Source organism: Candidatus Binatia bacterium (assembly GCA_035631035.1).
Taxonomy (GTDB): Bacteria; Eisenbacteria; RBG-16-71-46; order SZUA-252; family SZUA-252; genus DASQJL01.
The window spans coordinates 68,486-93,298 of record DASQJL010000060.1 but is presented as its reverse complement, the minus strand read 5'-3'; the positions used below and the strand labels follow the sequence as shown (position 1 = coordinate 93,298).

20 protein-coding genes are annotated in these 24,813 nt (G+C 71.2%); 8 read left to right on the top strand and 12 right to left on the bottom strand.

The genetic code is table 11. The annotated features are described in order from the left end of the window. Positions 1 to 5 precede the first annotated feature (5 nt). The 4 genes from VE326_05970 to VE326_05955 all read right to left on the bottom strand — a co-directional run bounded on the left by VE326_05970 (position 6) and on the right by VE326_05955 (position 5,605). Positions 6 to 4,127: a DEAD/DEAH box helicase gene (locus tag VE326_05970; protein HYJ32750.1), complete on the bottom strand. Its 4,122-nt coding sequence runs from the start codon at positions 4,125 to 4,127 to the stop codon at positions 6 to 8. Further along, positions 4,120 to 4,761: a UdgX family uracil-DNA binding protein gene (locus VE326_05965; GenBank protein ID HYJ32749.1), complete on the bottom strand. Its 642-nt coding sequence runs from the start codon at positions 4,759 to 4,761 to the stop codon at positions 4,120 to 4,122. The genes VE326_05970 and VE326_05965 overlap by 8 nt, the downstream gene beginning before the upstream one ends. Positions 4,762 to 4,855: 94 nt before the next feature. Next, positions 4,856 to 5,320 carry a hypothetical protein gene (locus VE326_05960; protein HYJ32748.1) on the bottom strand — a complete coding sequence of 155 codons (465 nt, stop codon included), beginning with the start codon at positions 5,318 to 5,320 and terminating at the stop codon, positions 4,856 to 4,858. 21 nt (positions 5,321 to 5,341) lie between these two features. Beyond that, the gene (locus VE326_05955; protein ID HYJ32747.1) at positions 5,342 to 5,605 is read right to left on the bottom strand and encodes a LysM peptidoglycan-binding domain-containing protein; all 264 of its coding nucleotides are present in this window, start codon (positions 5,603 to 5,605) and stop codon (positions 5,342 to 5,344) included. Positions 5,606 to 5,870: 265 nt separating this feature from the next. On the opposite strand from VE326_05955, the gene VE326_05950 reads away from it, so the two are divergent. Continuing rightward, positions 5,871 to 6,668, top strand: a complete 798-nt coding sequence (locus tag VE326_05950; protein HYJ32746.1) for a PIG-L family deacetylase — start codon at positions 5,871 to 5,873, stop codon at positions 6,666 to 6,668. A 13-nt stretch (positions 6,669 to 6,681) separates the two neighbouring features. Here the strand turns inward: VE326_05950 and VE326_05945 are convergent, their stop codons facing one another. After that, positions 6,682 to 8,463: a hypothetical protein gene (locus VE326_05945; GenBank protein HYJ32745.1), complete on the bottom strand. Its 1,782-nt coding sequence runs from the start codon at positions 8,461 to 8,463 to the stop codon at positions 6,682 to 6,684. Then, complete coding sequence (locus VE326_05940; GenBank protein ID HYJ32744.1) at positions 8,460 to 9,128, bottom strand: histidine phosphatase family protein; 669 nt, start codon at positions 9,126 to 9,128, stop codon at positions 8,460 to 8,462. Before VE326_05940 ends, VE326_05945 begins: the two co-directional genes overlap by 4 nt. Before the next feature lie 217 nt (positions 9,129 to 9,345). Here VE326_05940 and VE326_05935 point away from each other — a divergent pair, with 217 nt between their 5' ends. After that, a complete protein-coding gene (locus tag VE326_05935; protein ID HYJ32743.1) occupies positions 9,346 to 10,320 on the top strand; it encodes a hypothetical protein in 975 nt (324 codons plus the stop codon). A 48-nt stretch (positions 10,321 to 10,368) separates the two neighbouring features. On the opposite strand, the gene VE326_05930 is transcribed toward VE326_05935, so the two are convergent. Together VE326_05930 and VE326_05925 are read right to left on the bottom strand one after the other, a co-directional pair. Beyond that, positions 10,369 to 11,457, bottom strand: coding sequence for an aminoglycoside phosphotransferase family protein (locus VE326_05930; protein HYJ32742.1), 1,089 nt, complete (start codon positions 11,455 to 11,457; stop codon positions 10,369 to 10,371). A 371-nt stretch (positions 11,458 to 11,828) separates the two neighbouring features. Further along, the gene (locus VE326_05925; GenBank protein ID HYJ32741.1) at positions 11,829 to 12,458 is read right to left on the bottom strand and encodes a BON domain-containing protein; all 630 of its coding nucleotides are present in this window, start codon (positions 12,456 to 12,458) and stop codon (positions 11,829 to 11,831) included. A 231-nt stretch (positions 12,459 to 12,689) separates the two neighbouring features. Between VE326_05925 and VE326_05920 the strand changes: the two genes are divergently transcribed. The 3 genes from VE326_05920 to VE326_05910 all read left to right on the top strand — a co-directional run bounded on the left by VE326_05920 (position 12,690) and on the right by VE326_05910 (position 18,182). Next, positions 12,690 to 14,165 carry an IMP dehydrogenase gene (locus tag VE326_05920; GenBank protein HYJ32740.1) on the top strand — a complete coding sequence of 492 codons (1,476 nt, stop codon included), beginning with the start codon at positions 12,690 to 12,692 and terminating at the stop codon, positions 14,163 to 14,165. 254 nt (positions 14,166 to 14,419) lie between these two features. Next, the gene (locus tag VE326_05915; GenBank protein HYJ32739.1) at positions 14,420 to 15,109 is read left to right on the top strand and encodes an Hsp20/alpha crystallin family protein; all 690 of its coding nucleotides are present in this window, start codon (positions 14,420 to 14,422) and stop codon (positions 15,107 to 15,109) included. 40 nt (positions 15,110 to 15,149) lie between these two features. Beyond that, the gene (locus tag VE326_05910) at positions 15,150 to 18,182 is read left to right on the top strand and encodes a transglycosylase domain-containing protein (GenBank protein ID HYJ32738.1); all 3,033 of its coding nucleotides are present in this window, start codon (positions 15,150 to 15,152) and stop codon (positions 18,180 to 18,182) included. On the opposite strand, the gene VE326_05905 is transcribed toward VE326_05910, so the two are convergent. Further along, positions 18,179 to 18,655, bottom strand: a complete 477-nt coding sequence (locus VE326_05905) for an NUDIX domain-containing protein (GenBank protein HYJ32737.1) — start codon at positions 18,653 to 18,655, stop codon at positions 18,179 to 18,181. The genes VE326_05910 and VE326_05905 overlap by 4 nt on opposite strands. 131 nt (positions 18,656 to 18,786) lie before the next feature. On the opposite strand from VE326_05905, the gene VE326_05900 reads away from it, so the two are divergent. Then, on the top strand, positions 18,787 to 19,236 hold the full coding sequence (locus VE326_05900; protein ID HYJ32736.1) for a hypothetical protein: 450 nt from the start codon (positions 18,787 to 18,789) through the stop codon (positions 19,234 to 19,236). A gap of 10 nt (positions 19,237 to 19,246) precedes the next feature. After that, positions 19,247 to 20,620 (top strand): M20/M25/M40 family metallo-hydrolase, encoded by a 1,374-nt coding sequence (locus tag VE326_05895; protein ID HYJ32735.1) that lies wholly within the window; start codon positions 19,247 to 19,249, stop codon positions 20,618 to 20,620. A gap of 19 nt (positions 20,621 to 20,639) precedes the next feature. On the opposite strand, the gene VE326_05890 is transcribed toward VE326_05895, so the two are convergent. Beyond that, the gene (locus VE326_05890) at positions 20,640 to 21,116 is read right to left on the bottom strand and encodes a CBS domain-containing protein (GenBank protein ID HYJ32734.1); all 477 of its coding nucleotides are present in this window, start codon (positions 21,114 to 21,116) and stop codon (positions 20,640 to 20,642) included. Positions 21,117 to 21,384: 268 nt separating this feature from the next. Here VE326_05890 and VE326_05885 point away from each other — a divergent pair, with 268 nt between their 5' ends. Next, positions 21,385 to 21,936 (top strand): Hsp20/alpha crystallin family protein, encoded by a 552-nt coding sequence (locus VE326_05885; protein HYJ32733.1) that lies wholly within the window; start codon positions 21,385 to 21,387, stop codon positions 21,934 to 21,936. Between the two features lie 33 nt (positions 21,937 to 21,969). Here VE326_05885 and VE326_05880 read toward each other — a convergent pair whose 3' ends face one another. Together VE326_05880 and VE326_05875 are read right to left on the bottom strand one after the other, a co-directional pair. Then, on the bottom strand, positions 21,970 to 23,124 hold the full coding sequence (locus VE326_05880) for an esterase-like activity of phytase family protein (protein HYJ32732.1): 1,155 nt from the start codon (positions 23,122 to 23,124) through the stop codon (positions 21,970 to 21,972). A gap of 46 nt (positions 23,125 to 23,170) precedes the next feature. After that, positions 23,171 to 24,568 carry a tryptophanase gene (locus VE326_05875; GenBank protein HYJ32731.1) on the bottom strand — a complete coding sequence of 466 codons (1,398 nt, stop codon included), beginning with the start codon at positions 24,566 to 24,568 and terminating at the stop codon, positions 23,171 to 23,173. Between the last annotated feature and the right edge of the window lie 245 nt (positions 24,569 to 24,813).

The window sequence follows — 24,813 nt, the reverse complement described above, 5'->3', positions numbered from 1 at the left end:
GCCGCTCAGGCCACCAGGACGCGGCGCCGCGCCGCCGAGGGAACGCGCGGCTCCGGCGTGAGGATCCCGTCCAGGTTCAGGGGGTCGGCGGCCGCGACGCGGACGCCGGCGCCGGAGCCCGCTTCCGAGCGGCGCAGCCGGCGGAGCAGCTCCACCGCCTCCGGCAGCGCGTACTGCTCACCGGCGAAGCGCTGTACGAAGCGCCCGCCGCGCACGTCTCCGCGGAGCTCCCACAGGCGGTAGACGCGCACCAGCTCCCGCCACCGGACCGGAAGGCGCTCGCGGTCGAGCAGGCGCCGGAAGATCACCCCGTAGCGATCGATCAGCCGGCGCGCGAGGAACTCGGTCTCCGCCTCCGCCGCGAGCGTGAAGGGAGCTCCCGCGGCGAGCCGCCCGGCCGTATCGGCGTCGCCGGCCTCGCGCGGCGCACGCAGCACCGTCCACCGGCCCGGCGGCGCGAAGCGCGCGCGCTTCAGAACGCCGCGCCGTCGGCTGGGAGGCGTGATCAGCCGCCGGAGGCCGCTCCAGGAATCGCAGGTGACGAGTCCCCGGCCGATGAGCTCGGCGAGACCCATCTCCACGTGCGTGGGGAGGAGGCCGGAGTGCCGCTCCAAGTCCTGCGCGAAGGAAGCCCCCCGGGCCGCGAGAACCGAGAGGAGAACGTCGGCGTAGGTCGAGATCTCGCGCGGATCGCTGTCGCCACCGGCCGCTCCGGCGTCCTCGCCGTCGTCGGCGGGCGCCGGCGTTCGCGCCGCGGCGGGTGCCGCGAGCGAGAGCCAGAGGTCCAGCTCTTCGCGCGGGAGGAGCGCGACCGGCGTCGCGCGGATCGGGGAGCGGCCCCCGCCCCACAGGCGGCCCCAGGCCAGCTCGCCCGAGAGGGTCGCCTGATCGAGCCATTCCTGGCGGTAGCCCTCCACGCGGGCGGGAAGGACGCTCGATTCCCACGCCGCGGCGGGGATCTCGAAGCCCGCGAGCTGGCGCGCGATCTCAACCACGCCGCGCGGGCCCTCGAGCCGGTATCCCTCGGCGGCGTGCTGCCAGCAGGCGAGGAAGCGCCAGAAGCCGGCCGCCGTGACCGGCTCGATCTCGCGCCGCAGCCGCTCCAGCGTCTCGCGATGGATCCGCGCGAGAAGCCGCCGGTCGCACCACGCCTGGCGCCCCTCGAGCCGGCAGCGGAGCACGCGGCCTTCGACCTCGAGGGCGAGGAGATATTCTTCCGCCGAAGGCGGAAGAAGTCCGTCGCCCGCGCCCACGAACACCGGCCCCAGCGCCTCGAGCCGCCCGCGCAGCACCGTCTTCGGATCCGTCGCCGCCTCCACCGCGCGCCACCGCGCCTCCTCGCCAGCCGGCGCCTCGCGAACCACGCGGCGGGCCGTCGCCAGCTCCTCGATCCAAGGCATCCACCCGGAAACCTCAGCCTCACGCTCCGTGACGTACCCCATCCAGAGGAGCGCCTCGTGCACCTCCTCGGCGTTCTCGGGATCGGGCCACGCCTGCTCGCGCACGCGGGTCACCGCGTCGGGATCGAGCGCGCCGAGCGTGTCGGCGGTCTCGGGATCGAGGAAGCGGCGCGAGCTCACCGCCTGCGTGCGGCGCTCCTCGAGCGGCGCGTCGTCCAGGAAGGCGTACGGCGCCGCGTTCAGGATGCCGCGCGCGAAGGCCGAGGGCTCGGGCGTGTCCACGGCGATGCGCTCGATCGCGCCCGACCGGAGCCCGCGCAGCACCTCGAGGAAGCCGTCGGCGTCCATCGCCTCGGTCAGGCAGTCCTCGATCGTCTGGCGCACGATCGGGTGCTCCCACGGCACTGGCAGCTCTCCGGGAGGAAGCGTCTCGGGGCAGGCGAGCACCTGGGGGAACGCCTGGGTCAGCGCGTCCTCGGCCCGCATGCGCAGGAGCGGCGTCGGAACCCGCTTGCCGCCTCCCTGCGTGCGCGAGAGGAGGAGCGCGCGGGTCAGGTTCCACCGCCACCGCGTTCCGAACATCGGCTGGTCCAGGAGCGCCTGCACCAGCAGGTCGCGCGCGGTCGCGGGGTGCAGGAACTGGAAGACGTCCTCGAGGGGGAAGCTGTGGTGCGGCCCCAGCGAGATGATGATCGCCTCCTCGTTGGCCGCGGCCTGCAGCTCGAAGCCGAAGCCCCGGCAGAAGCGCTTGCGGAGCGCGAGCCCCCAGGCCCGGTTGATCCGCCCGCCGAAGGGCGCGTGCACGACCAGTTGCATCCCTCCCGACTCGTCGAAGAAGCGCTCGAGCACGACCCGCGCCGGCGTGGGGATCGCGCCCAGCGAGCGTTCCCCTTCGCGGAGATAGTCGGAGAGCTGCGTCGCCGCCTCGGCCGAGAGCCCGAGGTCGCCCGTGAGCCACGCGGGGTCGCGCCCGCGCACCCGCACGCGACCGACCGCCGCCGCCAGCTCGCGCGTTCGCGCGGGAGCCTCGCCCAGCCAGAAGGGGAGCGTCGGGGGAGCGCCGTGCGCGTCGGCCACGCGCACCACCCCCGGCTCCACGCGGAGCACCTGCCACGAGGCGTTGCCCAGCTGGAAGACGTCTCCGCCGTTCGACTCCACGGCGAAGTCCTCGTCCAGGGTGCCGACGAAGGTCCCCTCCGGCTCGACCACGACGCGGTACTGCCCGGTGTCGGGAATGGCGCCCCCCGACGTGAGGGCCGTGATCGAGGCGCGCCGCGTGGCGCGGAGCTTCCCGTTCACCCCGTCCCGGTGCAGCAGCGCGGCGCGCCCCGCCGTGTGCAGTCTCACGACGTCGTCGAACTCCTCGCGCGTGAGGTCCTGGTAGGGCCAGGCGCGCCGGAGGGTTTCGTAGAGCCGCTCCTCGTCCCACGTTTCCTGGACGCACGAGGCCACGATCTGCTGCGCCAGGATGTCCAGCGAGCGGCGCGGCATCGGTGTGCGGTCGAGCTCGCCGGAGCGGACCGCCTCGAGCAGCGCCGCCGCCGTGACCAGCTCGTCCTGGGTGAGCGGGAAGATCCGCCCCTTGGGCACGCGGCCCAGCCCGTGACCGCTCCGGCCCACGCGCTGGAGAAAGACCGAGATCGCCGGCGTCACCCCGATCTGGATCGCGAGGTCCACGTCGCCGATGTCGATCCCCAGCTCGAGCGACGCCGTGGCGACCAGCGCGCGCAGCGAGCCCTGCTTCAGCCGCCGCTCGGCGTCCAGGCGGCGCTCGCGCGAGAGACTGCCGTGGTGGCTGGTGACCTGCTCCTCGCCGAGGACCTTGGTGAGGCGCGCCGCGATCCGCTCGGCCAGCTTCCGCGTGTTCACGAAGACGAGCGTCGTCCGGTGTTCGCCGATCAGCTCCGCCATCCGCTTCGTGATGTCGTCCCAGGTCTCGTGCGAGCAGACGGTGGCGAGCGGCGCGTCGGGGAGCTCGATGCCCAGGTCCAGTGCGCGCCGGTGGCCGGTGTCCACGACGGCGCAGTCGCGCCCCACCCCCACGAGGAGCTCCGCCACGTCGGTGACCGGCTTCTGCGTCGCCGAGAGCCCGATCCGCTGGATCGGCCCTCCGGCCAGAGCCTCGAGCCGCTCGAGGGAGAGGGCGAGGTGGGCGCCGCGCTTGGAGCCCGCGACGGCGTGGATCTCGTCCACGATCACGGTGCGCACCGTGCGCAGCAGCGCGCGCCCGCCCGCGCTGGTGAGAAGGATGTAGAGCGACTCGGGGGTCGTGACCAGGACGTGCGGCGGGCGCCGTCCCATCGAGGCGCGCTCGTTGGCCGGCGTATCGCCCGTCCGCACCAGCACGCGGACCGCGGCGCAGTCGGAGTCCAGGAGCGTGAGCTCGGCGAGTGGCGCCTGGAGGTTCTTCTGCACGTCGTTGCTCAGCGCCTTGAGTGGGGAGACGTAGAGAACCTGCGTCTCGTCGGGCAGCGCGGCGCCCTGGCGGAGGAGCCCGTCCAGCGCCCAGAGGAACGCGGCCAGCGTCTTGCCCGACCCGGTCGGCGCGGCGATCAGCGTGTGCGCGCCGGAGCGGATCCGCGGCCACCCCTCGGCCTGCGCCGGGGAGGGAACGCCGACCCGCTCGCGGAACCATCGCGCCACGGTGGGATGGAAGCCGTCGAGGGGATCGCCCGCGAGCGCCTCCTCCCGGGCGCCGCCGGGCGCGGCTCCGTTCGAATCAGCCATGGATCAGCCCCGCGACGACCTTCAAGTCCGCGACGAAGCGCGCCATCTCGCGCCGGCGCTCTTCGGAGCCTCGCTGCCGGAGGATGGAGGAGGGGTGCACCGTGGCGACCGTGCGCGGCGAGAGCGCCGTCGGCACGATGCGCCCGCGCATGGCCGTCACCTTGAAGTCCCGCGCGACGAGCGCCTGGGCCGCGGTCGCGCCCAGGCAGACGAGCACTTCGGGGCGGATCAGCTGCATCTCGCGCTCCAGCCAGGGCAGGCACGCCGCGATCTCTCGCGCGCTCGGCTTCTTGTGCTTCCGCCGCTTCCCCTGCGGCTCCCATTTGAAGTGCTTGACCACGTTCGTGACGTAGGTCTCGTCGCGCGCGATCCGGGCCGCCTCGAGCGCCTCGTCCAGGACACGGCCGGCCGGTCCCACGAAGGGGTGTCCGGCGAGGTCCTCGTCGTTGCCGGGCACCTCGCCGACCAGAACCACCCTCGCCGCGCGCGGTCCCTCGCCGAAGACCGTCTGCGTCGCGTTCTTGTAGAGCGGGCAGCCGCGGCAGCCGCGCGCGGCCTCGCGCAGAGAGGCCATCGTGAGGCGCGCCGGGAGGAATTCGAGGGCGCTGGCGCCGGTGGAGACGCGTGGTGTCATGGAGGAATTGTACCCCGGCCGGAGCGTCCGGAGCCACGCGGCGGAGCGCGCCGCGACACGCGGCCGCTGTCCGCGGCCGCGCGCCCGGCCCGCGTCACGTGCTCTTGACTTCGAATTCCTTCGAGGCGGCGGGGGAGCCGTTCACGAAGACCTCCACCTTGTACTTCCCGACGGGGAAGCCGTCCGGCTTCGACACGTGAAACTCGGTGACCGCCTGTCCGCTGGGGGCGATCGTCCGGGTCGATTCGTCCACGACCTGCCCGTCCTGGTACGTGAATCGCGTCTTGATCTCGGCGGAGGGCGCCGACCCGTTGGTCACGACCGAGGCGTAGATCGTCTGGTTCGGCAGGAACGAGTCGGTCTGGTTGGCGACCGTGTTGTCGTTGGCGAGACTGGTACCGAGATCGACGCGCGCGACCTGGACGCCCTGGGCCGACGGGCTGGTCGCTTCCGTGCCGGAAGTGCTCGACGTCTCGGCCGCCTTCTTCTGGCAGGCGCCGGTGAAGGCCGCGACCGTCAGGCAAAGGGCGACGGCCACGGTCCGATGATCGAATCGCATAGGTCCTCCTTCGAAGGGGTGCTAGGGGAGCCGCAGCGTCCAGCCGGGCTGGATCATGTCCGGATCCTGGATGCGGTCCTTGTTGGCCTCGTAGATCTTGTGCCACTGGTTCGGATCGCCGTAGTGGTGCTTCGCGATCTTCGAGAGCGAGTCCCCCGGTTTCACGACGTACGTGGCTCCCGCGCCGCCGTCGTGGCCGGGGGACGGAGCCGTCGACGATGATCCGCTTTGCACGTTGGAGAAATCGGGCCTCGGCTGCTTCTTGTCGTCCGGCTTGTCGGTCATGACTGCACCTCCGATCGGTGGTTCCGCCTACGCCCCGGCAACGCGTGCGGGGCCGCCGGCAAGCCTGCATCCCGCATGCCATCGGGAAAGGAGGCCGCCCGCCCCGGAACTTTGTAGAACGAGGTCGAGGCTCCGGGCGAGGGCCGTCCCGCGCGCGGTCGCTGGGGCACTTCGAACGTCGCCCTGGAACAGCGTTTGGCGATTCCGGCCGCAGGTTGCGGGCTCCTCCTCGCGGGGCACGCTTGATGCGGCCCGCCCATCGGGCATGATCCTGGTCGTGGGAGCCCATCCCGGCGACGAGTCGGTGGGCGCATCTTCCGTTCTCCTTTCTTCCGAGGCCTCGGTCCTCCACGTGACCGACGGCGCGCCGCGCGACCCGGCTGAAGCGCTGGCGCGCGGGTTCGAGAGCCGGGAGAGCTATGCCGCGGCGCGCGACGCCGAAGCGCGAGCGGCGCTCGCGCTCGCCGGCATTCCGCCCTCCCGCCGCTTCGCGTTGCGCGTGGTGGAACGGGAGGCGCCGCTTCGGCTCGCGGCGCTGACACGGGCGCTCGCCGAGACCATCGAGCGGGTGCGGCCCGACGTGCTGATCACGCACGCCTACGAAGGGGGGCATCCCGATCACGATGCCGCGGCGTTCGCCGCCCACGCCGCGATCGCGCTCCTGCGCGCTGCCGGGTCGCCGCACCCGGCGCTCTCGGAAATGACCTCGTATCACCGGGGGCCCGGGGGCGGCTTCGAATCGGGGGTCTTCCTGGGGGGCGCCCGGCCCGAGGACGTGGTGCGCCGGCTGGACGCCGGGGGGCGCGCACGCAAGCTTCAGCTGCTCGCACGCTATCGAACCCAGTGGGGCACGCTCCGGAAGTTCCGCGCCGAGGAGGAGCGCTTTCGCCCCGCCCCTTCCTACGACTTCACGCGCCCGCCGCACGCCGGCCGGCTCTGGTACGAGTCCTTTCCGTGGGGCATGAGCGCGCCGCGGTTCGGCGATCTGGTGCGCTACGCGCTGCTGGAGCTGGGGCTGAGGCAGGCCGCCGAGCCCGTCCTGGGCGGGGCCGGCTTCCGGTAGCTCGGGCCGCGCGTCACCGCGGCGCTCCCGCCGTGTCGCCGGCGAGACAGCGCGTCAGCTGGTCGCGCCAGCGCTCTCGCGCCAGATCGAGCCGCGCGCGTTCGGCGGCGTCCCGCTCCATCTCCGCGAAGAACGCGGTCTGGCCGGCGCGGTGCGCCGCGTAGGCGGTGCGGTAAGCGTGAAGGGCGGCGGGCCCGGGCGGTGCTCCTCCGGCCTCCTGGTAGCCGCGAAGCAGCGCCTCGGCCTGCGCCCCGTGCAGGTCCCACTCCTCCAGCGCACCGGCGAGGTCCCACACCACCGGCTGCGGCCCGGTCCAGGTGTGATCCACGTCGTGTCCGCCGACGTCGGTCTTGACGATCGATCCCGATCGGGAGCGGACCCATTCGTGGGGCGCCAGGTGACCGTCGCCGGCCGCCGGGACGCCCCTCTCGACGGCGCCCTTCCGGAACTCGGCCTCGGCCGCGCGCACCGCATCGGCGCCCAGGGTCTCCCCGGCATTGGCGCGCAGCATCGCCGCGGTCCGCTCGCGCGCCTCGTGCGCCTCTTCGGCGGAGAGCGGCGGCAGGGCCGCCCGCGCGATGTAGGCGCCCATGCGCGCCAGGAACGGGAACGAGGCGTCCTGAATCCCCAGGGGACGCCCCTCCACCCACTCCCAGGCCACGAAGCCGTGCATCTCGCCGAGCAGGCGCGGCGCGAATCCCTGCGCCGCCAGGGGAGCGGACCGCCGCGCGGTCTGAGCCGCCAGCGTTCGCTCCATCCCGGGCGCGGTGGCATGTCCGCAGTACTTGAAGAGGATCCGGGCACCGTCGCGCGAGGCGCAGAGGAGCTTGGAGCGCTCGAGGGCGCGCAGCACCGCCGGCCACGCCCGCTCGCCGCCGTCGTGCGCGGTGCGCCAGGCGCCCCCGCCCACCTCGGTGGCCGAAGCCAGCTCCCCGTAGGCCGTCCGCACTCCGGTCCAGAGCTCTTCGGCCAGCGTCCGATCGCCGAATCGAGGCGGCGAATCCTGGGCCGGGTAGGGCCGGAACGATCGCCAGCGGACGCGAAGCTCCGCGGACGCTCCCGCGCCGGGGCCGCGGGCATGGGCCGGGAGAAGCGCGATCTCCTCGACGCCGCTTCGGCGCATCGCGTCGGCGACCGCCAGCATCGAGGAGCCGGAGAGACCGGGACCCTCGTCCACGACGATGCCGAACGGCGCCTGGGGAAGGGATTGTTCCACGCGGCGGTCGGAGGGGTGTCCCGAGGGTCGCACGGTGATCCGCTTGACGCCAAAGCCGCGTCCCCGGAGCGCCGCCGCGACGACGGCCGAAAGGGTGGTTCCGATGGTTCGGATCCCGACCACGAGAACGCGCCGGTCGGTCGCGCTCTCGTGATGGCGCGCCCATCCGAGCGCCTGTTCCCGGTAGGACTGCAGCATGAGGCCGTAGAACGCGAACCCCTCCGGCACCTTCACGACGAGCGTTCCGCCGCGTCGGCGCAGGGGCGCGAGGGCGCGGTGCGAGGCGCCGATCTCCCGGCGCGCTTCGGCGGCCCGGCCGGAGCAGGAGCGGTCGAAGGCCTCCGCCGCCAGGGTCGTCACGCGCCGGGCGGCCGCCAGACCGCGCGCTCGCGCGGATTCCGTTCCGAGCGCGTCGGGGGCGTCGAAGAGCGCCTGCTCCAGCTCGCCCGCGCGCTCGACCAGCCCCCGCACCCGCGCCGGCCGCAGGTCCGCGGATTCGGCCTGCTCGAGCATGAGGTTCAGCGTCTCGACACAGCGTTCGAGCGGCTCGCGGCGCGCGGGATCTCCGTAGACGATCATCGCGCGACGGCGGGGCGCTCCGCGGGCGCCGCGCTTCCGTTTCGGGAAGGCGAATCCTCGCGGGCTTCGAAGGCCGGAGGGGAGTCGTTCAGGCGGACCAGCGTGGCGCCGTGACCGGCGACGTGGAGCGTGGTGATCGACGCGGGCTCGATCATGAAGCGCTGGAGCAGGTCGAGGCAGAGTCCCAGGTAGTGTGCGACCACCGCGCGAAACACGTCGCCGTGGCTCACCACCAGGACGTTCCCGTCGGCGTGGCGCTCGCGCAGGCGCTCCAGGGCGGCCACCGCCCGCACCTGCGTCTGGAGCATCGTTTCACCGCCGGGAACCGGCGTCACGCTGCGGCAAGTGTTGAAGGCGCGCCAGCCGGGAACCTTCTCGAGCTCTTCGAAGGAGCGTCCGGTCCACTCGCCGAACGCCATCTCGAGGAGGGCGGGCTCGATCTGCGGGACGAGTCCGAGCGCGCTCGCGATCGGGTCCGCCGTCTCGAGGCTCCGCTCGAGCGGACTCGTGACGATCGCGTCCACCGGCACGGAACGGAACCGCTCCCGCAGCCAGTCGGTCTCCTGGCGGCCGCGCGCGTTCAGGTGCACGCCCGGCATGCGGCCCGCGAGGACGCGGCCGAGCAGGTCGTGGGAGGCATGGCGAACGAGGTAGAAACACGTCATCCGGCGGCAGGCAGCATGGGACGTGCCCCCGTCACCCAAAAGTATAAGTTATTATTGTGCAACGAAATATGTCTTGACGCCAGCCCGGCACCCATGCGATTCCTACAAGGGAATGAAAAGGGTTCCCTTGAACCGCGCCGCCGTGCCGATCGTCTAAGTATGTACGGCGCCACCGCGCCGTCCCGCGTCCTAAATCCTGATTTCCGAGGTGGTTCCAATGGCTCTTCGCAAGCGATCGGCTCGTGCGCTGTTTCTCTCCCTGCTCCTGGCGGCCGTGGCGGTTTTCGGCTTCGTCGCCGCCGGTCTGGCGAACGGCGGTTCGCCGGCCGAGGGCAAAGCACTCGCGTCCATGCCGGCGGCGGTTCCCGCCGATGCGGCTCAGCCGGCGGTTGCCGGGCCGTCTGCGGCGCGGGCCGTTCCCGCCGCCTGGCTCGGCTATTCGGGCCGGCTTCGCGCGGTCATCGACACCCCGGCTTCGCTGGAGGCCCAGCTGGTAGCCGATTCCATTCAGAGCGCGGCCGAGCTTCAGCCCGGTCTGCACGATCTCGGCATCGTGACCCCGGACGGCGACCCCTTCTACGTCGTGTCGCTGCTGCCGTACGAGCAGAAGGACGGGAAGCGCCTGAACGGGTACTACGTCGGGAACTGGCCGGAGAAGGCCACGACCGGCCGCTACGCGCCGCCCGCCGGCTTCATTGAGGTGACGCCCGAGAACGAGTCGACGCCCGTTTCGCAGAGCTTCAAGCTCCAGGACTTCCTGACCCACGACCAGCAGGGCGTGTGGCCCAAGGTGCTGGTGCTCAAGCCGAAGCTCGTCGACAAGCTGGAGCTGATCTCGGCGGCGCTGGCGGAGCGCGGACTGCCCAGCCACCTCCACGTGATGTCCGGATTCAGGACGCCGCAGTACAACGAGCAGGGCGTGGGGCCCAAGGGCGGCCGCGCCAGCATGAGCCGTCACATGTACGGAGACGCCTCGGATGTCTTCGTGGATGAGAACGGTGACGGCGTGATGGACGATCTGAACGGCGACGGGAGAACGACGGTCGCCGACGCCCAGGTTCTCTTTCACGTGGCGGAGAGCGTGGAGGCCGCCCACCCCGACCTGATCGGCGGGCTTTCCCCCTACCCGTCGAACGGCGTGCACGGCCCCTTCGTCCACGTGGACACGCGAGGCTTCAAGGCCCGCTGGTAGTTCCTCGGATCCGCTTCGCCCTACCGACGTCCAGCAGCGCGGGGGCTCTCAAGCCCTCGCGCCGCTCAGTTCCGGAAGCGCTTCCTCGATCACGAGCGATGTGAGCCGCGTCCAGTCGGGCGCGCCGACCCCGCCGTTCTTCGACTTCTCGTCGGCGGCCAATCGCAGGAGCGCCGCCGAGGTGTAGGCGGCCAGGCGATTCGGCCGGAGCACGCCGCCCCCGAGGTATCCGGCGCGCAAGGCATCCGCCCGAGCGGCGGCCATCCTCGCCTCGCTGCTCCGCTTCAGATCGGAAAGCATCATGTGCGCGATCAGCGTGCCGAGGTCCAGCTCCGGCTCGGCGAACGACGCGTCGTCCAGGTCCACCACGGAGATCCCGTCGGCTCCGAAGATGACATGCGTGGGGCGGAGCTGCCGGTGGACCATTGAGGGGCTTCGCGACACCCCGCCGTCGTCGATCAGCTCGGCCTTCAGGGATCCGGCTCCGTCGCGCAGCCGGTCGGCCGTTCGCCCGTCGATCCCGGACTGGCGGAGACGGGCCACGACTTCGTCCAGGGCCTGCGCCTCGGCGGCCGCGTCCCATCGCCCGAAGGCGGGACGTTCGGTGCTTCGCGCGGAGGGCCCGGGCGAGCGGATCGCATGGAAGGAGGCCAACGCCCGGCCGAGCCGCTTCAGGCTGGCCGCGACGCGGCTCTCGATCGGGTCCTCCAGCACGCCCGCGAGCGGGCGGCCGTCCATTGTGGTCTGGATCAGAAGCCGGTGCTCGCGCGCATAGCCGAGCGGAACGGGAACGCGGATCTCGGGAGCGGCCGCCGCGCGTAGGAAGCGAAGGACGGGAAGCATCCGGTCTCCCTCGCCGGAGCGGTACTGCAGGCCATGCCACGTGACCTCCGAGAAGGGGGAGCCTGCCCGGCGCGCGCTCACGCGGAAACGCAGCGTCCGGCGCTTGTCGGGCCGCTCGCTCAGCACGTCCACCGAACGCACCTCCTGGACGAACCATCCTGAATCGGAGATGGCGTTCTGAAGAATCCGCGACGCGCGGCTCGGGTCCAGAATGGGATCTCCATGCCTCGCGTCCATCGGAGGCGACGAGGCAGTCTCGCGCGACTCGTAACCGCGGCTGCTGATGTGGGTCATGGTTTGCTCCGATCTGACGAGCCCGAACGCGGTGCTCGGTCGTGGTGCGAGAAACACGTTGGTATGCGATGGGAGATTGAGCAACTGACGTGCCACCCGCCGGGGGCCTTCCATCCTTCGAAGTCGCTGTGGCTTCCGGCGCATCGGGCTCACGTTGTCCGTCGCGAAGGGCCCCGCACTTTGTACAACTCTCCGTTCGATGTGTTCCTGATCGAACACCGGGAACGTCAATCCTAAGCGCGAGAATGTCTGTCGTCGGGGTCGTTGAGGGAGTCAGCGGGACGCGTTCCGCACGGACCGGACCCGCGGGGCGTCACGGCGCGACCCGGACAGTCGCCCCGGCGCCCGCGGGCCGGCGAACGCGATGCGTCTCATCGAAGCATCGCGTATTCGGGCATCTCCCGCTCCAGTTCGTCGAAGCGCGCCGCGCGCACGCGCGCCACGATCCGCCCCGCGCCGTAGGCCACGGCCGTGGCGCCGAGGACTCCGGCGAGGAGCTGCAGCCCGGCGGGCATCGCCGGGGTCGAATCGAAGAGGCGGGGGCGGGATCCCTGGGACGTTCCCTGGAGCTCGGGGACTTTGTCGTCGGGATCGTGCGGCTCCAGGCGATTCAGGACTTCGCGCACGCCGCGAACCGAGGACACCGCGCCGATCAGCGATTCCGCCTCGCCGCGAAGGATGCGTCCGTTCAGCGTCACCGATCCGTCGCGCGCCTCCACCGATACGGCTCGAGGATGCGCGACGTAGCGGCCGAGCTTCGCCCGGACGCGCGCGACGATCGCCTCATCCGATGCTTGATCGGGTCGGGGGACCGACTCGGAACCCGCGGTCGTCCCCCCGGTGCGGAGCGCGTCATCGAGGAATTCGCGGCTGTCGGCGAGAGCCCCGGTGATGCGGTCGCGAAGCCGCGCGCGGCGCGTCCGACCCCGCGAGGGGTCGAGGAGGTACATGAGTCCCGCACCCAGCACGAGACCGCGATAGAAGTTCGGAAAGCGGATCATGGAGGCTCCTCCCGTGGTGCAGAACCAAGCTATACTTTGATTTGATACAGCAACACGCATGCCCGCGTCCTGACATCGACGAGTCGCGGGACGCCGCCTCGGCTTACCCGTCGCGGTTCGTTCGCGGCGCGCGGGTCCTTGTAATATTGTCCTGCAACTTTCGCCGAGCCTTGGGCATCGCACTCGACGTGGAGGAAATCCCTTGAACCGTCTCGCGGCGAAGGAGCGAAGCTGAGACCGTCCGGCCAGGAGCGCGGCTTCTTCGACGGCCGGACGTTCGACGACTTCCTCTTCCGGCCCGGCCAGGGGCGCGTCGGCTCACGCCGCGACGTGCGTCTCACGGGTCGCTTCACGGGCGCCATCGCGCTCGAGCTGCCGATCGTCTCCGCGAACATGGACAGCGTGACCGAGGGTCCGATGGCGCGCGCGCTCGCGCTGGAGGGGGGCATCGGCGTCGTGCACCGCGCGCTCCCGATCGGAGACCAGGCCGCGGAGATCGAGCGCGTCAAGCGGAGCCACGGCTGGGTGGTGGAGGAGCCGCTCTGCCTCCCACGCGCCGCCAGTCTCCGCGAGGCGCGCGACGTGATCCGGCGGCACGGCATCACGGGAATCCTCATCGAAGAGGAGCGGGGAAACCGCAGGCTCGCGGGCCTCCTTTCCAACCGCGACATCCCGTGGGGTCCCGGGCACGAGGCCGAACCGGTGGAGCGCTTCATGACTCCGTTCGAGCGCCTCGTCACCGGAGCTCCGGGCATCGCGCTCGAAGAGGCGGAGCGCGTGCTCTACCAGCGGCGCATCGAGAAGCTCCCGCTGGTGGACGCGGACCGGACGATCCGGGGCCTCATCACCAAGAGCGACATCCTGCTCGCGCGCGAGCGCCCTGAATCCACCAAGGACGGTAAGGGCCGCCTGCGCGTGGCCGGCGCGATCGGAGCCCGGGGCGACTATCTGGAGCGCGCGGCGGCGCTGCTCGATGCCGGCGCCGACGCCCTGGTCGTGGACATCGCGCACGGCCATTCCGAGGTGATGGCGCAGGCGGTGCAGGCGCTTCGCGCGCGGTTCGGAAAGGGCGTGGAGCTGGTCTGCGGGAACGTGGGCACGTCGGAGGGAGCGCGCTTCCTGCGGGACCTGGGCGCCGCGGCCGTGAAGGTCGGGATCGGTCCCGGCCGGGGCTGCCGCACGCGGCTCGAGACCGCGGCCGGCGTGCCGCAGCTCCAGGCGATCCACGAAGCGCGCATGGCCCTGGAGGACGGAACACCGATCGTCGCCGACGGCGGGATCCGGCACGACAAGGACCTCTTTCTCGCGCTCGTCTGCGGCGCCGACGCCGTCATGCTCGGCAGCATGCTCTCGGGAACGGACGAAGCGCCGGGCCGCGTAATTGAGGACCCTTCGAGCCGGGAAAAGCGTAAAATATACCGTGGCATGACGTCCCCCCAGGCGGTCTTCCAGGCGCTGTACGACGACACCGATCCGGTCGAGCTGGAGCAAGCGCTCGACACCCCATCGGAAGGACAGGAGATTCAGGTGCCGTACCGCGGAGGCGTTCGCGACGTGCTTCATCGCGTCCGAGGACACCTACGCTCCGCGGTGAGCTACGCGGGAGAGGAATCGCTCGCATGCGTTCGCGAGCGTGTCCTCGCCAACCCCTCGGAGTATCTGATCGCCCTCTCCGCGGCTTCCCGCCGCGAATCCTTCGACCGCTAGCGACCGCTGGCAGGCAGGCTCACTCCTTGCGACTTCTATCCATGGGTGGCCGGGCGCGCGTGCCCGCGCTCCCGCCTCATTCCGGCGACGGAACGGAAAAGGAAGGTAGCCCTCACGGCAGCAACGCCTTCCCGTTCGCGATTCCACGCCGCCGGGGATCGCCTCGGAGCGTACAGCCGTGTCCCGCGCGGGGCGGTTGGAACGGATTACAGGTGACCACGGTAGAGTCTTCCATCGCAGGGAAGGAGGCGACGATGGCTCAGATCGATCGCCGCAGCGAGACGGAGCAGGACGAACAGAGACGACTGGACGAGGAGCGACGTGCCCGCCAGCCGGAATCGGGGATGGGACCGCGTCGCGAGACCAGCGAGGAATATCGCGAGCGCCGCCGCCGCATGGAGCGCGATCAGGGAGCCTGGCCCTACGCGGGGCCGCTGTCCGCGACCGGCTATCGCCCGCCGACCTATATGGGCTATCCCGGGTACATGAGCTACCCCTGGAGCCGTTTCTCCCACGGGTTGGATCCCTCCTACGAAGACTGGCAGGGACCCGGCTTCGGCACCCACACCCCGGGCGGCTGGGAGCCGCGGGTGGAGACGTTCCACCGCGGTGACGACCTGATCGTTCGAGTGGAGCTGCCGGGCTGGGACAAGGACGAAGTGAGCGTGTTCGTCGAGGACGAAGACCTGGTCGTGGAGGGGACGCGCGAGGAGGGCGGCGAGGGAGATCAGGCCCGCCGCGACGACGAGCGCCGCCGCGACGAGCGGCGCGAGGAATGGAGCGGCAGGCGCTATGCGGCCGAGCGCTTCTCCACCCGGGTTTCGCTGCCGGCGGGCGCCGATCCGGGCGACCTGAAGGCGAAGTTCAAGAACGGGGTTCTGGAAGTCAGGGTCCCCATGCCGGAACGGCGCACCGAGCGCCGGACGGTCAAGATCGACACCTGAGAGACGGGAGCGACGGCGCTGCATCCAAGCTAAGGAATCCATGAAAATCGACCTCAATCGCTTTCGCGCGCCGCTCCGCTTCCAGGCAGGAGTATTCCTCGACCGCAAGCTGTTCCGCGGCATGCCCGCGCCCAAGGCAGCCTCCGAGCCCGAGCAGGGCCGGAGGCTGCCGGTCCGGCTCTGGGCCGCCGCCGGCATCGGCCTCATCCTCTTCGCCCACTGGGAGATGTCGACCGCGGCGCTGGAGTCGCGCCTGTTCTCGTCGCTCGCCTCCCGTATGAGCTACCGCGTGGAGCCGGGGAAGAGTCCCCGGATCACGTTCCCCAAGTCGGGCCCGTTCGACACGCGCCTCGGGTATTCCCGCGTCCCCGAGTTCGCGAAGCGGCTCGAGGCGCGCGGCTTCGAGTACCAATCCCAGGCGCGCTTCACGAAGACGATGGCCCTGGTCGCCGGTCTCGGGGTGCCGCCCCCCTATCCCGAACCCCCGGTCGCGGGACTCGTGATCGACGGCTCGGGCGGGGAGCCCCTCTATGACGCCATGGGGACCCGGCGGACCTTCGCGCGCTTCGAGCAGATCCCGCCCGACGTGGTGAAGAGCCTCCTCTTCATCGAGAACCGCGAGCTGGACCGCTTCGACAGCCCCTACGCCAATCCCGCCATCGACTGGAGCCGCTCGGCCAAGGCGATGGTCATCTACGCGGCGAGCCGTCTCGGCCTCCCGACGCCGGTCGAGGGCGGGAGCACGCTGGCGGTCCAGATGGAGAAGTACCGCCATTCGCCGAGCGGCCGGACGTCCGGAGCCGTGGAGAAGCTGCGCCAGATGATCGGCGCGAGCCTTCGCGTCTATCGACTGGGGCCGCGCACGGTCGAGGAACGCCGGCGCATCGTGCTCGACTACGTGAACACGGTTCCGCTGGGCGGCACCCCCCGCTACGGCGAGGTGTTCGGCATGGACGAGGGGCTTCGGGTCTGGTTCGGCACCGCGCCGGAGAAGGTCTACGCCGCGCTGGCCAAGACGCGCGTCACCAAGGCGCGGGCGCGGGCGCTCAAGGAGGTGCTCGCCCTGGTCTGCGCGGTGCGCGCGCCCTCCCGCTACCTCGTTTCGGACCGGGACGCGCTCGAGGACCGGGTGGACAAGTTCGTGAAACTGATGGCGAGCCGGGGGCTGCTCGAGCCCAAGCTGGCCGGCGCGGTCATCAAGACGCGCCTCCGCTTCGCCGACGTGTCGACCCAGCGCTACCGCACGCAGACCGACAAGGCGACGGTGCTGGTGCGCATGCGCCTTCGGAACCTGCTCGGCGTGCCGAATCTCTACGACCTCGACCGGCTGCACGTGAACGTGAAGACCACGGTGAACGCCGGGCTCGAGCGGGACGTCACCGCCTTCTTCCACCGGATGAACGACGAGGGCTACGTCGACTCGACCGGGCTCAAGGCGGCGCACCTGCTCTTGGACGGCGATCCGGGCCGCGTGGTCTACAGCATGATCCTCCGCGAGCGCACGCCCACCGGAGACGTGGTGCGCGTGCACGCCGACAACGTGGAGGGTCCTTTCGACGTGAACGAGGGGACCAAGATGGAGCTGGGGAGCACCGCGAAGCTCCGGACGCTGGTCCATTACCTGAACGTGATGGCCGAGCTGCACCAGACCCTCTCGGCGCTCCCGGACGACGTGGTCCGGGACCGGGCGAGAGCTTCCCGCGACCCGCTCACGCAGTGGGCCGCCGAGACGGTCCGCGACAACCCGGGCATCACGCTGTCGGACTTCCTCTCCAAGTCGCTCGACCGGAAGTATTCGGCGAGCCCCTACGAGCTGTTCTTCACCGGGGGCGGGCTGCTCACGTTCGAGAACTACGACAAGTCGGAGAACAGCCAGATCCTGCCGATCCGCGAGGCGGTCGTCCACTCGACCAATCTCGTCTTCATCCGGCTCATGCGCGACCTGGTCCGCTACCACGAGGCGCGGCTTCCGTACGACGCGGAGAAGATCCTCGGACCCAAGGACACCCCCGAGCGGACCTGGATGCTTCGCCAGGTCGCGGCCGAGGAGGGAACGCCGGAACAGATGGCGTGGCTCTTCCGGACGAGGAACCGGGCGGCACAGGACAATCGGCTGCGCGCGCGGATCGAGCGCGACGCGTTCGCGCGCATGACCCCCTATTGGCGGCGGCTCGGCTTCCCCTTCTCCCGCCTCGTTCCCTCGTATGCCACGGCGATCGGCAGCTCGTCCGACCAGCCGGCGGCCCTGGCCGATCTGATGGGCGTCCTGGTGAACGACGGCGTCCGCCGTCCCCCCGCGCTGATCCAGGAGATCGCCTTCGCCAGCGACACGCCGTACGAAACGAGGCTCGACGCGCCCGCTCCGCAGGGAGGGGACCTGCTGGTCCCGCCCGAGGTGGCGCGCGCCGCCCGCTCGGTCCTGGGTGACGTGGTCGAGCGCGGAACCGCGGCGCGCCTGCGCGGCGCCTTCGTGGACTCGACCGGCGCGCCCATCTGGGTCGGCGGCAAGACGGGCACGGGCGACAACCGATTCGACACCTTCGGGCGAGGCAGGAGGCTCCTGTCCTCGCGGGCCGTCAGCCGCACGGCGGCCTTCGCCTTCTGTCTCGGCGACCGCTACTACGGCGTGGTCACGGCGTCGGTCCTGGGTCCCGAGGCCGACCAGTACACCTTCACCAGCGTTCTTCCGGTCGAGGTGCTGCGGCGGCTCGCGCCCACGATCGAGAAGCGCATGCACCTGGTGGGCGGCTCCGCTCCCGCCGCCATGAACGCGGTCGCGGTCGCGGAGGGCGCGGGCGTGCCGGACGACGCTTCGACGGACTCGGCGGCCGTGACGCCCGCGACACCGCCCGTCGCTCCCCAGGCCGGAGCGGCTCCGGCCGCCGGGGCGCCTGCCGCGTCAGACGACGTGAAGTCCGGAACGCCGGCGCAGACCGGCGACACGGCCGTCAAGGAGCGCGACGACGAGAGCCGGAAGCGCGAGGCCGAGCGGGCGAAGAAGCGGCGCGACAACGACCGCCGCCAGTGGGATTGGGAAGCGCCCTCGCGCACTTCCGCCGGAGGGCGGCTCTAGCTCCGGCCGCGACCGGCGAGGTGCTCCGTGAGCTCCATGAGGAACGGCGCCTGGCCGGGATGGATGCGCCGCGCCGCCTCGTCCGGGGCGAACCAGGCCGCCCGGTCCACCTCCGGAAACGCCTGCTGCCGCCCCGACCGCGGCGGCCATTCCAGCGTGAAGGTATTGCTCCGGACCGCCGACGCGTCGAGGTCGCCCTCGGCCGCCCAGGCGTGGATCACCTTGCCGCTCTTCTGCCGCAGGGGGCGGAGGGGCGTGAAGGGTCCCGCCGCCGCGAAGCCGGTCTCCTCTTCGAATTCGCGGCGCGCGGCGTCGAGCGCCGGCTCGTCGTCCTCGAATTCCCCCTTCGGAATCGACCACGCGCCCGCGTCCTTGTCCTTCCAGAACGGTCCCCCCGGATGCACCAACAACACCTCGAACGACGCGCCGCGGCGGCGGAAGATCATTAGCCCGGCGCTCGTTCTATTCGACATGGGAGGGTTCCATCATGGCGACGATCCCCTGGCTCACCAACGTGGACGATGCCCTGGCGCAGGCCCGGGCCGGAACCAAGCCGCTCCTCTTGGATTTTAGCGCGGCCCCCATGTGAAGCGGATGCGCTCGGCTGGAAGCCGAGGTCTATCCCGACGAGCGGGTTGCGCGCTTCATCACCGACAACTTCATCCCGGTCAAGGCGCACATCAAGCAGCAGCCGGAGACCTTCCAGCGCTTCCACGCCACGTGGACGCCCACCCAGCTCGTGCTGGAGCCCGATGGAACGGAGCGGTACCGGATCGAGGGGTTCCTGCCGGCGGACGACTTCCTGGCCCAGCTCGAGATGGGACTGGGACGCCTCCTCTACGAGCGGGAGGACTTCGCGGGCGCCGAGCGGCGCTTCCACGCCGTCTGCGAGGAGCATCCTCGCGCGGGCGCCGCGCCCGAGGCCTGCTACTGGGCGGGGGTCTCGGCGTACAAGTCGAAGAACCAGCCCGCGCCGCTGCGCGACACGGCGGTGCTGCTGCGCGAGCGCTATCCCGAAAGCGAGTGGACCCGCAAGGCATCGGTCTGGGTGTAGACTGCCCGGCGTGACGACCGCAGACCGGATGGGGGCCGTCGAGCGCGCCATCGAGAGCCGCCTGGAGCGGAATCTCGAGGAGCTCGCGCGCCTCGTCGCGCAGCCGAGCATCGCGGCGCAGAACGTCGGCATGGACGCGTGCGCCGAGCTGGCGGCCGGGATGCTGCGCGATCGAGGGTTCGCGGTCGAGTTCCCGCGCGTGCCGGGCTTTCCGGTGATCGTGGCGGACCGTCCCGGCGCCTCCGACCGCACCCTCCTCATCTATAACCACTACGACGTCCAGCCCCCGGAACCACTCGAGCTGTGGACCAGTCCGCCGTTCGAGGCGACGCGGCGGGGCGACCGCCTGATCGCGCGCGGCGTGAGCGACGACAAGGGGCACTTCACGGCCCGCCTGCTCGCGATCGACGCCCTTCTCGCCGAGCGGGGAGAGCTTCCGTGCCGGATCGTCTGGGTGCTGGAAGGGGAGGAGGAGATCGGAAGCCCGAATCTCCCGGCGTTCGTGCGCGACCACAAGGAGCGCCTCGCGGGGGAGGGCTGCCTCTGGGAGTTCGGTTACGTGGACCAGGGCGGAGTGCCGGTGCTGCACGCGGGGCTTCGCGGGATCTGCTACGTCGAGCTGACGGTCGAGACGGCGGACCGCGACGCCCACTCGGGCGTCGGAGGCTCCATCTTTCCGAACGCGGCGTGGCGGCTCACCTGGGCGCTCGCCAGTCTCAAGGGTCCCGACGAGCGGATCCGGATCGCGGGGCACTACGACTCGGTACGGCCGCCCTCGGCGCGCGACCGCGAGCTGATCGAGGCCATGCCCGAGACGGCGGAGGAATACCGCGAGCTCTACGGCGTGAAGCAGTACCTGCGAGGACTGCGGGGAGGCGCGGAGCTCCGCATCGCCGAAGTGTTCGAGCCGACCTGCACGATCTGCGGGCTCGATTCGGGCTACCAGGGAGCGGGCTCCAAGACGGTTCTACCCGCGCGGGCGAAGGCCAAGGTCGACTTCCGGCTCGTTCCCGACCAGACGCCGGAGGAGGTGCTCCGGAACCTGCGCGCCCATCTCGACCGCGAAGGGTTCCCGGACGTGGCGATCCGCTTCCTGGGGGGAAACCCCGCGGGCCGCACCGATCCGGACCATCCCTTCCTGCGCCTCGTGGCCACGACCGCGCTACCGGCGTTCGGCGTTCCGATGCGGATCGTGCCGATGATCGGCGGCTCCGGTCCCAACGAGTCGTTCATCCGCCACCTGGGAGTCCCGGTCGCCACGGCCGGCTTCGGCTATCCCGACACGCGGGCCCACGCACCGGACGAAAACCTCCTCGTCTCGCTGTACGCCAAGCACGCGAAGCACGTCGCCCGGCTCATCGACGCGTTCGCGAGCGGCTCCTAGAGCCGCGCCTCACCCGCCCCTACAGCCGGCCGCTCGAGGACCGCTCGGTCGTGCGCGTGCGCGGCGAGCTGCCCGAGGGCTGCGAGATGCTCCGCACGACTTCGGCGGTATCCCGCTCGGACGCGAAGGTGGCGATGTCGGCCTGCGCGATCATCCCGCACACCTGGCCGCGCTCGTCCACGACCGGCACGCGACGGATCTGGTTCTTCTCCAAGATGTCGCAGCACCGGGCCACGTCGGTCTCGGGGGTTACGGTGAACACCGGCGAGGACATGCACTCCCGCGCCGTCGTCCGCGCGGGATCGCGCCCCTCGGCCACCACGCGGGTCGCGATGTCGCGGTCGGTCACGAGGCCCATGGGCCGCTTCGACCCTGACGACTCGATGACCGGAATGCCACCGCAGTCGTGCTCCACCATCATCCGGGCGATTTCCTGAACCTTGGTGTCGGGGGAGCAGCATGCCGGCTCCCGGGTCATGATTTCACGGACCTGCATCGTGTTGCCTCCTTTCATCACGAGCGTTCGTTCGCCCCACCCGGCGGCCGAGGCCCCGGGCCCTGCCGCCCCGCGCCAATGCAAGAGGCGAGCCCGTTTCCGCATCTCCGAAGGGCCCGGCGCGGCGTGGTCCTTGCGACGCCGACCCAGGCTGATACGAATGCGCCCTGCCCCACGGGGGCAGCGTGGATGGCGCGGCGGACGTGCGAACCCCGGCGCGAGAGCGCGGCGGCGGTCGCGTCCCGCCCGGTGCGAAAAGGAGAGCCCCATGGACGATCGTGATCGGACCGAAGAGGTCAGGCTGGAGGAGATCCGGAGACGCGCCCGCGAGACGCGGGAGCAGGAGAAGCGTGAGAAGAGCGAGCCGCGATCGCGGCGCACGGACCGCGGCCCGCATGTCTCGGCGTGGCGATCGCCGGCCGGCGGCTCGATGCCCGCGGGCTACCCCATGGAAGATCGCTGGCGCCCGAACGAGCGCGCGGTGCGCGAGACGTGGTCCCCGCCCGCGCGGGTCTACGAGAGGGACGGCGCGCTCATCGTTTGCCTCGACCTTCCGGGGCTGGAGCGGAAGGACGTGGAGGTTCGCGTGGAGGACCAGATGCTGGTCGTGGAAGGGGAGCGGCTCGACGACCGGCCGCAGGACGGCGGCGTCGACGCGCGAAGCCGCTGGGGCTACGGCCCGTTCCGCCGCGAGGTGGCGCTACCGCACCCGGTGGATGCCGACCACGTGAAGGCCCGCTTTCAGAACGGCCGGCTCGAAGTCGCCGTGCCGCAGCCCCGGCGCGAGGAGCGGCGAACCAGGATCAAGCTGGAGACGTGAACGGGTCCGCTCGCGGCGCGCCCCGCGGGCGGATCAGCGCTTTCGAAGACGCAGGGTGAAGAGCGCCTGGGCGGAGCCGCCGTTGTTGTCCGCGATCAGCAGGAGCAGGCGGCTTCCGTCCGCGAGCTCGGGGCCCAGCGCCATCCCCTCGAAGTTGGAATCGGTGAGTCCCCACCCCTCTTCCCAGAGGAGCGTCTTCCGCGCGGGGCGGTAGCGTTTCCCGGCGAGCCCGTCCCTGTACTCGGGCGTCGAGACATCGGTCGCGCCGGCGAGGTCCACGAGATAGAGGCGGCTTCGCAGGCTCGCATACCCCCCGATGTCGCCGCCGAAGGCACGCTCGAGCGCGAGCAGCCGTCCGCCCGGAAGCGTCACCAGCTCGCTCAGGCCGCTGATCTCCTTGCCGGAGACGATCGAGGGATTCCGGATCTTCCGGGACCAGGGATCGAGCGGATAGGCGAACTGGGCGACCGGGTGGAGATCGCCGTCGAGATGCAGCAGCCGGACCGTGGCGCCCGCGGAATCGGATGCGGCCGGCCCGTCCCCGAGGAGGGCGTCCTCGTTGGCCGTCCAGTAGGTCCCATCGTCGGACCGCGTGAGCGATTCGAATCCCCGGTTGGCGCGCGCGTGCAGGAAGGGCGCGAGCGCGGGGTCCGAATCGGCGCGCAGCACCGCCACCGTCTTTCCGTCCATCCCGTAGCGCTCGATCGAGGGCCACCGCTTGTCCGCTCCCGTCTGCTCGTTGGCGATCAGGATCTCCTTCTTGACGGGGTCGTACGCGATCGCCTCGCGGTCCTCGGCCATCGCGGGCTCGGGCAGGCGCGACCCCGGAGCGTCCCGAAGGAGGATCGGCGCCCCGAACGAAGCCCCCCGGACCGCGCCGGTGCGGGGATCCACCGTGATCGTCAGGGAATGCACGGTGGCGTGCGCGTCGCCGATCGCGAGGTAGCGGTCCCCCTCGATCCGGACCAGGCCGCTCAGCTCCTCGGGCACGAGCGACGGGTCGGCCGCGGGGTCGGGCGTGTCGATCCGGGAGTTCGCCGACTCGAAGTCGTACCGGCCGACCGCGGTCGCGCGGAGCGGGCCGGAGGCCAGCGGATCCTTGGACGTCCTGGCGGCGGCCGCGCAGGAGACGCCGGAGAGCGGGGCGAGAACGGGGATCGCAAGGGCGAGCGCGAGCGCGAGACGCATGGGGGATGAGCATGGGGCCGCGGCGCCCCGGAATCCAGCCGAGAAGCTACCGGACCGGCGCGGGCTCGGGCTCCACGGGGGCGAGCCGCGCCGTGAAATGGCGGAGAACCGGCGCCTCATAGACGAGACGCAAGCCGCGCAGCGTCTCCCGGTGGCGATAGATCTCCACGACCGACTGGGCCACGTACCGCATCTGCTCGTAGGTGTAGACCCGCCGCGGGACGGCGAGGCGAACCAGGTCGAGCGTGGGGAAGACGTCCTCGCCCGTGGCCGGATCCTTGTGGCCGAACATGAGGCTTCCGACCTCGACGCCGCGGATGCCGTAGTCGCGGTAGAGGGCGACCACCAGGGCCTGCCCCGGAAAGCGCGATTGCGGCACGTGCGGGAGGAAGCGCCGCGCGTCGATGTAGACCGCATGGCCGCCCACCGGCTTGACGATCGGCACGCCGCCTTCCATCAGCATCGTTCCGAGCTCGCGCACCTGGTGGATGCGAAAGCCCAGGTAGTCCTCGTCGAGCACCTCGGAGAGCCCTCGCGCCATCCCCTCGAGGTCGCGTCCGGCGAGTCCCCCGTAGGTGGGGAAGCCCTCGACGCGCAGGAGCAGGTTCGTCACCGTGCTCTCGAGCGCGTCCGCCTGGAACGCCAGGAAGCCGCCGATGTTCACGAGTCCGTCCTTCTTCGCGCTCATCGTGCAGCCCGCGGCGAGGTCGAACAGCTCCCGCGCGATCTGGCGGACCGACTTGCCGGCGCATCCCGGCTCGCGCTCCTGGATGAACCAGGCGTTCTCGGCGAAACGGCACGCGTCCAGGAAAAGGGGCACGCCGTGGCGGTCGCAGACCTCGCGCACCGCGCGCACGTTCGCGAGCGAGACCGGCTGCCCGCCGCCCGAATTGTTGGTGACGGTGAGCATGACCAGCGGAACGTTCGACCGGCCCTTCTCGCTCAGCAGGCGCTCGAGCCGGGCGACATCCATATTCCCCTTGAAGGGGTGGTCGGCGTCGGGATCCTGGCCCTCGGGGATCACCAGGTCGAGCGCCTCGGCGCCCTGAGCCTCGACGTTCGCGCGCGTCGTGTCGAAGTGGCTGTTGTTCGGGACGATCTGGCCGGGCTTCAGCACCGACGAGAAGAGGAGGTGCTCGGCCATGCGGCCCTGGTGCGTCGGGATCACGTGCTTGTAGCCGGTGAGCTCGCGCACGGTGCGCTCGAGGTTGTAGAAGTTCTTGCTCCCGGCGTACGACTCGTCGCCCATCATGAGCCCCGACCACTGCGCGTCGCTCATGGCGGAGGTTCCCGAGTCGGTGAGCAGGTCGATGTAGATCGAGTCGGCGGGAACCGCGAACAGGTTGAGACCCGCTTTCTCGAGAAGCTCCGCGCGCTCCTCGCGCGACACGTAGCGGAGCGGCTCGACCACCTTGATCCGGAACGGCTCGGCCGGGAATCGCATCCCCACCACTCTAACGGAGCCGGGCGCTCGCGCGACATGGTCCCTTGGTAGCGGCGCGGACACCGGCCCCGGTGCCCCTCGACGCCCGCACTCGATGCGCGGAAGGCGCTGTCAGGTCGTTCCGCGTCCGTCTGACAGCGTGTCAGGCCCGCGGCGCCGCGATCGGCGCGCCGCCGCCGGACGGCGGGAGCGGTGCCTTCCCAAGCGCTTCGCGCCACGCGCGTTGGACGATCCCCGAAGACCCC